The organism is Kitasatospora sp. NBC_00240, from assembly GCF_026342405.1.
GTDB lineage: Bacteria > Actinomycetota > Actinomycetes > Streptomycetales > Streptomycetaceae > Kitasatospora.
Window position 1 is genome coordinate 211,655 of sequence record NZ_JAPEMU010000002.1, and the last position, 13,262, is coordinate 224,916.

Here is a 13,262-nt window from a genome sequence, read left to right on the forward strand (position 1 = left end):
CGCCGAGAACGCTGAGCGGATCCGAGGCTGCACCATCGGCCGGAGGCTCCCGAGGCACTCGATTCCCCGCAGCGGACGGCGTGCCCCGCTGGCTCCGGTCAGGCTGGACCGGGCGCTCCCGGCCCCGGAGCAACAGAACAGCTTCTCGTCCGAGCCAGGCCATCCGTCTCCGCGTCTCCCGCGTTTCAGGACAATTCCACCCTTGGCGTCCAGCCTTGGACAGGGCCCACAGGCCCAAGACCGGCTGCCCATTGCCGAGAGCGCCGCCCCGCTCGGCGGCTTCGAAGGTGCAGGTCATCGCCGGATCGAGCTGCTCGCTCCGCCGTATGCCCTGATGGCCTCCCGCCACCAGGCGCCTGCCGATCCCGTCCCTGTCGGCGGACGCGGATGAAGCAGTACCAGGCTCCGTCGAGCGGAAACCGATCGCCACGAACCGCAGGCGCGCCAACAGCGCTCTGGCGCCGCCTACAAAGCATGACGCAGACGCCCGGAAACGGTGGGTCTCTTCGGTCGCTGAGCGAAGATGCCTGGTCAGGAGCGTGTAGCACCGGCAGCAGCGACCGAAGCGACCGAAGGACGGGACTGCCGACGCAGTTGGAGGGGTGGCTCAGGTGGCGTCCCGGGTTGGCGGAGAACAGGTGTTGTGAACAGCGGACCATCCTGCGGTGATCCTAGAAGACCGACCAGCCGGTCGCAGTAGTCAACGCGTCCAGCGCGGCCACGCCCAGGACCGAGTTGCCGGTGGCATCCAGCGGGGGGCTCCATACACACACCGCACCGCGCCCTGGCAACACCGCCAGTATCCCCCCGCCCACCCCGCTCTTGCCGGGCAGGCCGACCCGGAATGCGAACTGGCCTGCGGCGTCGTAGGTTCCGCAGGTCAGCAGGACGGCATTGACCCTCTTCGCCTCGCTGCGTGTCAGCAGCCGCGACCCGTCCGCCCGTATCCCGTGGCGGGCGAGGAAGAGCCCGGCAAGGGCCATGTCACGGCAGCTCGCCGCGAGCGCGCAGTGCGCGTAGTAGTGGAGCAGCACACTGTCCACCGGGTTGCGCAGATTGCCATAGCTCGCGATGAAGTGCGCGAGCGCCGCGTTGCGGTGTCCGTGCAGGGCCTCCGACGCGGCCACAGACTCGTCGATGTCCAGCGTCTCGTTCCGTGACTCGGCTCGAAGGAAGTCCCTCACCGCCGTGCCGGCGTTTCCAGTCAGCTCCAGCAGGCGATCCGTCACCACGATGGCGCCCGCGTTGATGAACGGATTTCGCGGTATGCCGCTTTCACTCTCCAACTGCACCAAGGAGTTGTACGGGTTCCCGGAGGGTTCCCGCCCGACACCCTGCCAGAGCTGTTCCCCACCCTCCGCCAGGGCCAGGGCCAGCGAGAAGAGTTTCGAGACACTCTGGATCGAGAACGGCTGCTCCCAGTCCCCTGCCCCGTACACCTCCCCATCGACCGTCGCGATCGCCATCCCGAATGCCGTCGGATCAGCCACGGCCAATGCCGGGATGTAGTCCGCGACTCGTCCGCGCCCATGACCGCGCAGTGCCTCGGCCATCACTTCGTGCAGGAGCCCTTGGTAGTCCACGGGGGTCATTGTGTCCGCTCGGCGGCGGAGACGGTGAGGTACCTGCCTGGTCAGGTGGAGGTGCACAGGAGCAACGTCATGTCACTCAACGGTCGTACCGTTGCCGTCTTCGCTCTCGGCGGCACCATCGCCACCACCCCGTCCCCGGCGACCGGCGGGGTGCTCCCCGCCCTTCCGGCAAGGAACTGCTCGAAGCGTTCCGGGACTGAGCGCCCTGGGCGTAACGCTGCGCGTCCACGACTTCCGCCGAGTGGCCAGCGCCTCGCTGACACTGTCCGACCTCGACGCCCTCCATGCCGCCATCGCTGCTGGGCTCGACTCCGGAACCGTGGACGGTGGGGGTGGTCGTCCAGGGAACCGACATCATCGAGGAGACCGCCTTCCACCTCCACCTGCTGCACCAGGGCGACACACCCGTCGTCTTCACCGGAGCCATGCGGAACCCGAACATGCCCGACCATGCTCGACCATGGCGGGCCCGACGGGCCCGACGGGCCCGCCAACCTGCACGCCGCCGTCATCGCGGCAGCAGGGTCCCTGGCTGCGGGACGTCGGCTGTGTCGTCGTCCTCGGCGACGAGGTCCGCGCCGCCCGAAGGCCACACCGTCGGCACCGCGGCATTCATTGAGCTCTTTCAGACCCGAATCCGCAGGTAGTGGCGGAGGGTGGGGGCTGAGACGACGACAGGTGCACTGCCGGTTTGAGAAGATCGAGGTTCCTACGCCTAATCGACTCGAACACGAAAGTGCACCTGTCTGGTGAAGAAGATATCGCGTCGCCGCACCGCCTCCCGTACCTCCGGCAGGCGCTGGACCAGGCTGAACGCCCGGGTGGGTCCGGCGGACGAGTCGCTGACGGAGAACGGCGGCCTGGTACTCGTGGCCGAGCTTGACCGAGCGCTGAGTGTCACCGCCGCCCTTGACGCCGGGATCGGGCCGTTCAAGGAGCGCGACCGGGGCCTGTCCGGTGGCGAGTTCGCGTTGGCGATGGCGGTGGTGCAGCTGACCGGCGAGGACCACCTGGTCGGCTTCGACCGGTTGCGCGCGGACCGGGTGGGCGAGGGGCTGCTGCCCGCGCCCGTCCCGCCGTCCACGACGGCCGCCACGCTGGCGGCCCGTTTCGGTCAGGCCCAGCGCGAGGGTATCGAGCGGGCCTCGGCCCAGGTCAGCGCTCGTGCGCTCGCCGCACTGCCGGTCGGCGAGCGGGCCCGGATCCTGTCCGGGCCGGTGACGATCGACCTGGACGCGAAGGACATCGAGGTGTTCTCCACCCGCAAGGAGCAGGTCATCCGCTCCTACAAGGGCGAGGTCGCCGGGCGTGTGCATGCCGCGCACTGGGCCCAGGCCCAGGTGGTGCTGGTCTCGGACCTGCTCGACGGCCGCTCGGACGGCCGCAGCCAGTCCCCGGCCCAGATCGACCGGGCGGTGGACGCCGTGCGCGCCGCCGGCGCGAGGGGCCCGGTCCTGTTCCAGGGCGATTGCGGCTACTACGCGGGGAAGGTCGCCGAGAAGATCACGGCCCGCGAGGCCTTGTTCCGGCTCGGGGTGCCGCGCAGTCGACCGTTGTGGCGGGCGGTGGCCCCCGTGCACGACGACGACTGGATCGACGCTCTGGACTACCCGGCCGCGCAGGTCGCGTTGCTGGACTACGTGCCCACCGGATGGCCCGAGGGCACCCGCGTGATCGCCCGCCGGGTGCGTTACGACGCCGCCGAGTTGTCCGCGGACCCGCGCTCGCGTCGCTCGCGGACCGTCGGCAGGGACCAGCTCGCCCTGGTCCTGGACGGCCTGGAGGAACAGGCATACGCCTACTCGTTCATCGCCACCAACGAACCGCTGGACCTGGACCAGGAGGTCGCGGCGGCGGAGTGGGAGTTCCGCCGCCGCACCAAGATCGAGGAGCTCTTCCGCGACACCGCCCACGGAGCCGGACTGAACCACCTGCCCTCCGCATCGCACGCGGTCAATGCGATGTGGATGTGGGGCGCGCTGCTGGCCTACAACCTGTCCGCGTGGCTGCCGATGCTGGCCCCGCTCGGCGCCGCGAGGCGTCGCATCTCAACCGTGCGCCGGCTCCTGATCCGCCGCGCCGCCCGCTGGACGGCCACCGCTCGCCGCCACGAGCTCCACTTCACCGCCGAAGCAGGCCAGTTGATCGCCCGGGTGCTCGCCCGGATCCGCGCCCACCGGCACCCCTCGGCCGCCTGAACACCGCCCCGACCGGGCCCGAACCACCCGCACCAGCCCAGGAAGGCCGCCCACCCGGCACGACAGCCGGGCCACATGCCTGCCCCGACACAGCCCAACGGCACCGACGGCCAGCACGGAGATCAACTGACTGGCCGTCGGCCACTACCTGCGGATTCGGGTCAGAGCGGCCACCGATCGGGTGACGGAGCCGAGGCGGCAGCCGGCACGCCCGACCGCGATCCCGCTGGTCCGGGTGGCCGTCAACGGCGGATGCGGCTCCACCCTGCCGAGCAGCAGTTGAAAGGGCTCATTGGGACCTGATCCCCAGCGGTGACCTCAATCCGTACAAAGCCCGTCTGCTCCTGCACCGCCTGTTCTCCACCGGCTGCCGGGATCGGGAACGGATCACCCAGGCCTTCGCCGTGTTCGGTGACCGTCCCGCCGAACCCTGTCGCCCGCCTCACAGGGGAGGCCGGGCTGAGTACAAGCCGGTGGATGAAAGCGGCAGCGGATGCGACGACCTGAACCGGGGCCTTGTTCAGGGGTGGCGATGTGGGCGGAGACGAGGCCGGCGATGGCGAGGCGACTCGGACGCGCGCGGAGGACTCGTAAATGACTTGTCAGGCCCTGGAGCTCGTCTCGCCGGAGCCCCTCTCTGTCAGCCTTGGGTGAGACATCCCGCTTTGGCGGGTTAGCCTGAGAGGGCCCCGAGTAGGAGTTCCACCCCTGATGACCAGCACCAATCCGTCCGCTGCCAGCCCGGCTCCCAGGCCGAAGCGCCGCACGTTCAGCCCCGAGTACAAGCTGCGGATCGTCGCCGAGTACGACGCCGCGCCCGAGGGTGAGAAGGGTGCGGTCCTGCGCCGCGAGCGCCTGTACCACTCCCACGTCACCGAATGGCGGGCCGCGCGCGATGCCGGCGCCCTGGAAAACCTGGCCGACCGCCGCACGAGCCCGGTGCGCCCGAAGAAGTCCGCCGCCGAGGTCGAGAACGAGAAGCTGCGCCGGCAGGTGGAACGGCTGGAGAAGGAACTCGCCCGGAACAAGGCTGCGGTGGAGGTCCTGGGAAAAGCGTCGGCGCTCTTGGAAATGATCTCCGAGAGCGCGGACTGAGGCACGCCGCCGATCCCGTCGTGGACGAGGCTTTCACCGCCGTCGAACACGAGCTGGGCACCACGGCGGCGTGTCGGCTGACCGGCCGCTCCCGGGCCACCCACTACCGCAGGCTGAAGCCACCGCCCGCGCGCCGGACCAGGTCCCCGCAGGTCCAGCCGTCGGCCCTGACGGCCGAAGAGCGTGATGCGGTACTGGCGTTGATGAACAGCCCCGAGTACGCCGAGTTGCCGCCCGCGCAGATCTGGGCCCGCGAACTGGACACCGGGCGCTACCACTGCTCGGTCTCCACGATGTACCGGATCCTGCGCGAACGGGGGCAGTCCGGTGAGCGCCGCCGCCAGGCCACCCACCCGGCCAAGGCGGTGCCCGAACTCGTCGCCGACGGCCCATCCCAGGTGTTCACCTGGGACATCACCAAAGCAGCCGGCCCCGGCAAGGGCATCTGGTACCACGCCTACGTCATCATCGACATCTTCAGCCGCTACATCGTCGGCCACACCGTCGAGGCAGCCGAATCAGCCGAACGGGCCGAGGAGTTGATCCGCGAGACCATCGCGCGCAACGGCATCGTCCCCGAGACCGTGCACGCCGACCGCGGCACCTCCATGACCTCCAAGAAGGTCTCCCAGCTGCTGATCGATCTCGGTGTCACCCGGAGCCACTCACGCCCCAGGGTCTCCAACGACAACCCCTACAGCGAGGCACAGTTCAAGACCACCAAGTACATGGCCGACTATCCCGAGCGGTTCGACTCCCTGGCCCACGCCCGCGAATGGTTCGACGCCTTCATCTCGTACTACAACCACGAGCACCGGCACTCGGGCATCGCACTTCACACGCCCGCCAGCGTCCATTTCGGCACCGCCGAGGAGATCCGCGACCAGCGGGCCGTCACCCTCGCCGAGGCCTACGCACGCCACCCCGAACGCTTCGGCCGCCGCCCCAGACCACCCGAGATCCCGCCGACGGCGTGGATCAACGACCCCGCCAAGCGCCGCGAGCCCGCACCACAAACCTCATAGCCTCACGACCGTCTCACTGGACTTGAAATCTTCCGGCCGGCCGAGGCGTGGGGTTGTTGACAGCGGTGCTGCTGGGATCCCAAAGGCGCATTTGGGCCTGCGGACCCGGAGCCCCGCGCCCGGAGGATCTGGGTCTGCCTGCTGGCGGTGCTGCTGGGCTAGTGTCATGAGCAGAGGAGATCGATGAGCTTCCCCGGGTGTGCGACCGCGGATTCAGGCGATGTGGAGTTCGCCAGCACGTAGTCCATCACGAGTGGGCGCAACAGGGTCCGGTGTTACCTGTCACCGGACCGGGCCGTCAACTCTCCTTCGGCGCAGAACCCCATGCGTCAACTCCTGGACCGGCGGCGTGTCGTTCTCGCCCCCCGCAAGAGAACGACGCGCCGCTGTCCTGTCAGATGCCTCACCACCGGTTACGGGCCGTCGCCCGGTGCACCGGCCGGGATATGGACAGCCACCCGGCCGATGCACCGGGCGACGGCCCGTCCGTTCTACCGACACCGGCCAAACGACCGATTCTCCCCATAGGGGCGGGCGCGGTACCCAGGCGATCGGGTGCAGAGGAGCGGAGGGAGTCCGGCGCCGAAGGTGGCGCCCGGTACGGTTCGCCGCTGAGGCAAGGTCCCTGAAGCGCGGTGCCCACACGTGTCACTCGTCCCGCCCGATCGAGGTTGCACAGCCGGCGAGGCACCCATGGGGCAGGCTCATACGGCCGGTCGACCGCCTCCGCGTCGCTCCATCCGCTCAGCGCCCCAACGGCAAGGCGCGGGAACCACCGGTATTTCCGGTGCCGTAGTCATCGCCACCGGAAATACCGCTGGCCGAAGGCTGGGGGCGGACCACCGAGGCCGGCGGCACCAAGGTGCTCGGGCTGAAGTCAGTCTGCTCCGGGTGCCGTTCGCTCTTGTCGTCGAACGGTCGGCCTTCACAGGCCGCAGAAGCGGAAGCCCGGCGGGTCAGCGCCGAACGGGGCAGGGCTGCCCTCGACTCAACTGCCATAGACCGGGATCCACTCATAGCCGTGCCGTGGCAATCGACTTGTGTCGTCAGTGAAGGGATCGTCCTGCACCACGTCATCCCAGGGGTGGGGACGGCCCGCGTCCTGGGCCCGCCAGTACGCCAAGGTCCTCTCGATGGCCCTGGCCACCTCGCGCTCCTCCCACGCGGCCTGCAGAGCGGGCATGCCGGCGAGGCTGTCGCCCGGCTGATCCTGCTGATCCAGGAAGCGTCGGCTCACCAGAGGCAGCAGCGGGATCGGTGAGGGGCGGGGGGCGACGATCGGAACCTCCACCCAGGAGGCTGGAAGGTCGGCACGGACTGGGCCCTCACCGCCCCCGGCCTTGGCGCGCTTGAGGTAGTGCGCCAGGTAGGCCATTGGTTTGCGAACGATGGCCCTGGGCACGTAAAGGAGTTCGGAGGCGAGTTCACGAGGAGTGATGGCTTGGTCGAGCAACCGGTCTCGCAGGAGGTAGCTGAGGCGCCGGGGGCAAGCGGGACGTAGCCATGGAACAAGCGCCTGGAGAGTCCTGGTGAACTCGATGAACTCTCGGAGCCGGGAGGGTGTGACGGGGCGGGGGTCGTTGCTCAGGTCGCCTGACTCGTGATCATGCGCGCGTGCGCGTGTGTAGTTTGTAGTCCCACCTGCCTTAAGTGACTGTTCAGAACAAGAACCACCACGGGAAGGGGGTGATGTCACCCCCGCGTTCGGGCGTGTCGAACGGGAAGGCGAAGCTGCCCTGGCAAGGCGGGCCTCATGCCGTCGGCCTCGGTCGGTGACACCGACGACACGGGCCTGGTAGCCGAAGCCGCTGATGCGCCGACCGTGTGCCTGGTCGTAGGCCGGCGGAACAGCCATGGCGAAGAGCGTGCCGGTGCCCTTGTAGGAAGTGGGTTCCTGGCCCGGGTTGCGGGTTCGGAGGATGTTCGCCCGGGATCCGTGCTCGATCCACACGAGGAGCCCGAGTTCGCGCAGGACCCGGGTGTGGACGGCCACGCAGTCGACCGAGAGACCGAGCTGCTCTGCCAGGGCGACACGGCCGTAGGCAAGGTGTCCGCGGCGGTTGGACTTCGCGACGAGCAGTTCGGCGACGCGCAAGGTGGTGGCGTTCGCCCTGGGATGGAGGCCGGACTTGAGGGCCCATCGGAGCGCGCAGAGAAAATCCGCCGTTGAGGTGATGCCGCGGGAGGCGGTGTTGGTGATCTCGTGTTCCGCGGGGGAGGTGATGAGGTGGGGACGGGCCAGCCTGAAACGGGCTGGCCCGGGTACGGTATCGCTGACGGATCGTCGGGTTTCGGGCAGCACTGAACCTACTGCCTGGGCCGGTGTGATGTCGTTCTCCAGGAAGTGGAAAGGGGCATGGGATATCGGGCAGCGGCAGGGTGCTGGTGCCGCAACGGGACAAAACAACAGCGCCACGTGACCGGTCGGGGGTCACGCGCTGCCTGCTATTCGGTTGTAGGGGGTGTCACCTCCACGGGTCCGTGCTCGGTGGGGAAGCAGAGGTCAGCGCGTCCCGGAGGCAGCTCGCTGGGAGGTTGTGAAGCGGTTCGCTGCCGGCGGCATCGCGGGAAGTTCGAATCCCTCGGGGAGTTCGAGAACCCACGCCCCGATCGGAATCCGAACCGCGCACAGCCCTCCGATCTCGGTGAGGACGACCAGGGCCTCGGCCATCGTGCGGGTGATGCGTACATCGTTGGACATCAGCCAGAGCAGGGTGTCGGGGCCGAGCGCGGGGTCGTTCAGTGCATCGCGCGCCGCACCGATCACGACGCTCTGCCAGATGGCAACGTCGCGTGGCGCACTGCGGGACCGCCGTTCGCCGGGCCACACGATCTGGTCGGCCATGGCGAAGACGCGCACGACGATGACGTCCTCGCCGTCGAGTGCATCGGCGTTCACAAAGCCACGCTCAATCGCTTTGTTCGGCCAGACGCGGTTGACGTCCGCCGCTTTCGCAAGAGATGCAGGGGTAATCCGTCTGGCCAACGGGACCTCGACTTTCGCGACTGTGAGATGGGTTTCCACGTGAAGCGATCGTATCGCAAACCCAGGCTCTCACCTGCTACGTCGCATCATTCAACCTTGGCGAACCAGGAACCCCTGCCAGGATTTCTCGACATTTGCTTGATTAGTGTGTGCTACGGCGTGTCAATTGCTACCTAAGTCGATCAGAGGCTCCCTGGCTGGGTACCTACCGGGCTGGAGATATAGGCATGTCGATAGCTATCGACATGCCTACCGAAATACCTACGGGGAGGCCTACATAGATCCCTACCTGCATACTGTCATGGTATTCATGCAACCTACCGGCATCCATATAAGAGCTGGTCGGGCTTGCGTGAGGACCCCAAACCGCTGACTGCAGTTGTGGGGGCGCTCCGCCAGGCGGTTGGTGCGGCCAGGCCACGCAGCTGTTCACGCAGCGCTCGACGGGGATTCCCGAATGGGGCTGAGGTGGCGTTGGCCGAGTGCCTACGTCAACCTTCGAACCTGGTGAGCCACCGGAAGATGCGGCCTACTTGGAGTTCGCAACCGAGCAATGAAGGCGTGGACGAACAAATCCGGAAGCGCTGCCGCGGAAAATTCGGCCACCGTGGCGCGGACGCACGGCGTAGGTGCACTCCGACCGTCGCGCGCCTCGCGTATCACCCGCTCAACCTGCTTGTGGTTGACCGCGACGCCGGACGCCCGCAGCTCGGCGGTGACGCCCCTGGCACCCGCCACAAGGAGCATCGGAATTGGGGCGTGAGACCCATAGCCCGGCCCTCTCCCATGGGACACCATAGGCGCACCACACAGCGCGGTGACAAAGGCTGAACCACCCGGACGACCTGTTGCGCCCCAGTGCTCTGTACCGCAACCGCGCTGGAGGGAATTCCGTCCCTTCCGGCCGTGACTCGCCCCCCGGCCGATACCCGATGGAGGATCCATGACCATGGTCCGCATCAAGGCTCTCGCCGCCCTTGCCATTGTCGCGGGGAGCGTGAGCGGCGCATCGACCGCCGCTGCCGACACTCCGAGTGAGGTCTGCACCTCCCTGGACGGAGGGTCCCTCTGCATCCACGAGTACAGCAACGGCTACAACGTCTGGTTCGCGAACCCGGTGTGGGGGGCTAAGAAGACCCTCCGCCTCGGACTCCGATGCAACGACGGGTACCGCTACGACCAGGGAGCCTTCACGTCGATGCCGGGAACGAACAGGTCGTACTTCTTCGGGATCGGCCTGAAGGACTGGTGTGCTCCGTTGCTGTACGACGCCGCCGTGGGCGGCTGGTACGAGGGTCACTACGTGACGTGACACGCCATCCGGCGTCTTCCCGGACCGTCGCGGCTCATCGCCTCTCGGGCAGACGATCCCCAGAACCGGGGAGCCGCCGGTGGAGATTCAGGCTGTGCTGATGAACCGGATGAGGCTTCTCCCAGGTCGCCGTCGTCCACGAGGAAGGCACTTTCTGCGTGCACCCCACCCGGACGGCGGTGAAGCGCTCCGAGACATTGCCCCACCGGGACGCACCACGGGGGCGGCTCCACCGGCCTGGCCGGTGGAGCCGCCCCCGTTCCTGCCGGAGGGGCCCGGCAGGAACGCCGACGCTTCCCGTCCGCAGGTCGATGAGCACAGCCCTCGACGCGTCCGCGTGGCTCCGAGCTTGGTGCTCGCGGTGGCGGTGTGCCGTCCCGTTCAGGGGTCCAGCGGCGGGGTTGGGGCCTTCACGCACCCTACGGAGGGGTCAGATCAGCGGCCCCTCATTCTTCAGCGCTGTAAGGAACAGGTCCATCGCTGCGGAGTAGACGTGGACGGCGGTCCGGGCCCGTCCCACCATCCTCAAGTCATTGGGCAGTTTGGAGGCGATCTCGTAGATGCCCGGGCTCACCCGGTGGCTGGACTGTCGCCCGGCCGGCACGTCCCCCTCACGCCGCAGGAAGAAGTCCTCCGCCAGGGCCAGCTGGGCGCTGGTGTCACCCGGCAGGTACAGGCGCATCGCGGCATCCACGTACTGGGCCACCGTCAGTGGCCTCCCACTCCCCTCCCGGTCCTGCGCCACTCTTGAGCTCAACACCGTGACGAGGTCGGGGGCGAAACGGAAAGGAATGGTGTGCCACTGGTTCTTGCCGAGTTTCAGGTCCATCGTGCTTTCGGTCCAGGATCTCAGCACGGCCTGTCCCGCGGTGCCGCCGGCGCCTCGCCGTGGGGTCGGCTCCCTGCCCGTGCCGCCTTCCCCGCCGAGCCCAGGCATATCGGTGGCCCCGCCCTCGGGATCCGTGATGCCGTACCCCGACGACCGCGCCTGCCGCTCGTCGGCGGAGACGTGCGGGACACCCGCCACCACAGCATGAATTTCAGGGAGCGCCTGCCCATGCCGGCCCGCACGGTCCTCGTCCAGGGCGGGGACCACCGGACCCGCCTCGGGCGAGGAGGGATGCGCGGTATCGGGCTCAGGCGGAGCAACCCGGTGCCCGCTCACCACCGTCGCGGCGTCCGAGGCCGAACCGGCCGGCGGAACAGCCGCCTTCAGGAGGTCCTGGGCCTGCGGTGGGGAAAGCTCGACCGCAGGCTTCACCGCTGCCGCAGGCGGATGTCCGGCGCCCTCTCCAAAGGTTTTACCCGGAAGAACGGTCGGAGCAGGGGTCGCCTCCCCGGCGGCGTTCAGGTCGGGCCGCGCCGGGTCGGGAGACGCCGCCGGGGAGATGCCCGGGGCGAGCCACGGGCTGACATGCTGGCTCGAGAGGACTGCTTCCGCAGGCGCCACCGGTGGGACGACGTCATCGGGGAGCAGGGACGGGGCGCCGCTTTCTGCGGTGGCGACGGCGGAGACGCCCTGGCCGACGAAGGACCGGCTCACCAACTCGTCGACGTCACCTCCGAACACGTCGGCGCCCCGCTGTGCACGCGCCGCCTGCGCGCGGGCGGCGGCCCTGCGCGCGGCGGGCGTCATGCTGAGGCCGGCCGTCTTCTTCTTGGGCTTCTCAGGCATCGACTTCCTCGACCGCTACGGGGCTGGCAATCCTCCACTCGTCGCGAGGGCTGTCGATCCGCTCCAGGATTTCCTCGACCAGCGCGGTGTAGCGCTTGCCCGGCGGGTGGTTGGGGAACTGGACGACGACCGGTCCGGTCGGTCCGTAGCAGTCGGAGATCCGGACGTCGCTGCGGATGTCGGTGACGAACGGGGACAAGCCCTTGCTCGCCATGCCGTTCATCACGAAGACGTCCTGGGCGGTCCATTTCGACTCGGAGTTCGAGTCGTTGAGCAGCACGCCGAGGAACTGGGGGTTGCACTCGCCGCGGGTGAGCTCGTTGACCTTCTCCACGGTCGGCTTGATCACCAGTGCGCCCTTGACGGTCTGGCGCTGGGGGTTCATGACCGTGATGACGTAGTCGGCCGCGGCGTAGGCGATGGCGTTGAGGGAGGACATGGAGGGCGGCGTGTCGATGATGACGAAGTCGACGAGGCCGGTGAGGTGTTTGATGAGCAGTCGGCGCAGGATCGGCGTGGTGGTGAAAGGCTGGGTGATGAGCGCGTTCTGAGCTGCCGTCATGGTGCTCTCCTCGGAGGCGAGGAGGTAGAGGCGGCCGGCGCCGGCGAAGTCGCTCAGGATCTCGCTCTGGTCGAACATGATCTCGTCGAGCGGGGTGATGGGGATGCCCTGCAGGGCGTGCTGGAACACCAGGCCGAGCGAGCGCAGGATCCGCTCACCCTTCAGGTCGACTCCTATGGCCTCGCCGGCCTGTGCCTGCGGGTCGAGGTCGACGATCGCGACATCGAACCCCGCCATGGCCAGCCGGGTACCGACGTTGACGGTCGTGACCGTCTTCCCGATGCCGCCCTTCTGGCTGGCGATGGCGATGACGGTCATGGGGCGGTCCGCCACGTCCTCGTCGAGGGGTGGGGTGCCCGCCTGGTGATCAGCTGCCACGGTCTGTGCCTCTGCGATCTCGAGCTTTTGCTGTGGTGTGGACGCGTCGCGACACGTTGTCGGGCCACGAAGCGTCGCAGTCTTGAGGGATATCTGCCCGATCCACATGCAATCGAGCCCCGAGCCGAAGAGCTTCTGACGCTCTGCAGTTCATTGATGCTACGACGCGACAGGACACTAGCAGGCGATAGAAACACGGATACCGGATTCTTCTTGCGCGTGTGTGGGTGTAGGCCCAAAGGCTCAAGAACTTGGGCCCGGAGGCCTGACGGGGGATCAAATTCTCGAACATATGATCCGCCGTGAATCTTTTGCGCCACCGGGTAGTGCCGCTTCCACGGGCCCCGCTGCTCCGGCAGGGGGGTGTGCAACCACGCGGGTGATCATGGGATGCTGCCCGATGGGATCGAGCAGGTCCTTCGGTTCATCCGCTCGGCGG

The 13,262-nt window shown here is 68.1% G+C and carries 10 protein-coding genes; 5 read left to right on the forward strand and 5 right to left on the reverse strand.

What is annotated here, in order from left to right; genetic code table 11:
• Positions 1-671: 671 nt before the first annotated feature.
• Positions 672-1,583, reverse strand: a complete 912-nt coding sequence (locus OG689_RS40790; protein WP_266328105.1) for a glutaminase — start codon at positions 1,581-1,583, stop codon at positions 672-674.
• Positions 1,584-1,876: 293 nt separating this feature from the next.
• Here OG689_RS40790 and OG689_RS45105 point away from each other — a divergent pair, with 293 nt between their 5' ends.
• From OG689_RS45105 to OG689_RS40805, 4 genes are all read left to right on the forward strand, one after another.
• Positions 1,877-2,239, forward strand: a complete 363-nt coding sequence (locus OG689_RS45105; RefSeq protein ID WP_354536925.1) for an asparaginase domain-containing protein — start codon at positions 1,877-1,879, stop codon at positions 2,237-2,239.
• A gap of 102 nt (positions 2,240-2,341) precedes the next feature.
• Entirely contained in the window at positions 2,342-3,790 is a 1,449-nt protein-coding gene (locus OG689_RS40795) for an IS1380 family transposase (protein WP_266328106.1), read from the forward strand.
• A 711-nt stretch (positions 3,791-4,501) separates the two neighbouring features.
• Positions 4,502-4,885 carry a hypothetical protein gene (locus OG689_RS40800; protein ID WP_266328108.1) on the forward strand — a complete coding sequence of 128 codons (384 nt, stop codon included), beginning with the start codon at positions 4,502-4,504 and terminating at the stop codon, positions 4,883-4,885.
• 20 nt (positions 4,886-4,905) lie between these two features.
• A complete protein-coding gene (locus OG689_RS40805; protein ID WP_266328091.1) occupies positions 4,906-5,910 on the forward strand; it encodes an IS3 family transposase in 1,005 nt (334 codons plus the stop codon).
• A 988-nt stretch (positions 5,911-6,898) separates the two neighbouring features.
• On the opposite strand, the gene OG689_RS40810 is transcribed toward OG689_RS40805, so the two are convergent.
• Both OG689_RS40810 and OG689_RS40815 read right to left on the reverse strand, forming a co-directional pair.
• Positions 6,899-8,212 carry a hypothetical protein gene (locus OG689_RS40810; protein ID WP_266328110.1) on the reverse strand — a complete coding sequence of 438 codons (1,314 nt, stop codon included), beginning with the start codon at positions 8,210-8,212 and terminating at the stop codon, positions 6,899-6,901.
• A gap of 201 nt (positions 8,213-8,413) precedes the next feature.
• Complete coding sequence (locus OG689_RS40815; RefSeq protein ID WP_266328112.1) at positions 8,414-8,935, reverse strand: hypothetical protein; 522 nt, start codon at positions 8,933-8,935, stop codon at positions 8,414-8,416.
• 904 nt (positions 8,936-9,839) lie between these two features.
• Between OG689_RS40815 and OG689_RS40820 the strand changes: the two genes are divergently transcribed.
• A complete protein-coding gene (locus OG689_RS40820) occupies positions 9,840-10,208 on the forward strand; it encodes a hypothetical protein (RefSeq protein ID WP_266328114.1) in 369 nt (122 codons plus the stop codon).
• A gap of 430 nt (positions 10,209-10,638) precedes the next feature.
• On the opposite strand, the gene OG689_RS40825 is transcribed toward OG689_RS40820, so the two are convergent.
• Together OG689_RS40825 and OG689_RS40830 are read right to left on the reverse strand one after the other, a co-directional pair.
• Positions 10,639-11,883 carry a hypothetical protein gene (locus OG689_RS40825; RefSeq protein WP_266328116.1) on the reverse strand — a complete coding sequence of 415 codons (1,245 nt, stop codon included), beginning with the start codon at positions 11,881-11,883 and terminating at the stop codon, positions 10,639-10,641.
• Positions 11,876-12,823: a ParA family protein gene (locus OG689_RS40830; RefSeq protein ID WP_266328118.1), complete on the reverse strand. Its 948-nt coding sequence runs from the start codon at positions 12,821-12,823 to the stop codon at positions 11,876-11,878. The genes OG689_RS40825 and OG689_RS40830 overlap by 8 nt, the downstream gene beginning before the upstream one ends.
• Between the last annotated feature and the right edge of the window lie 439 nt (positions 12,824-13,262).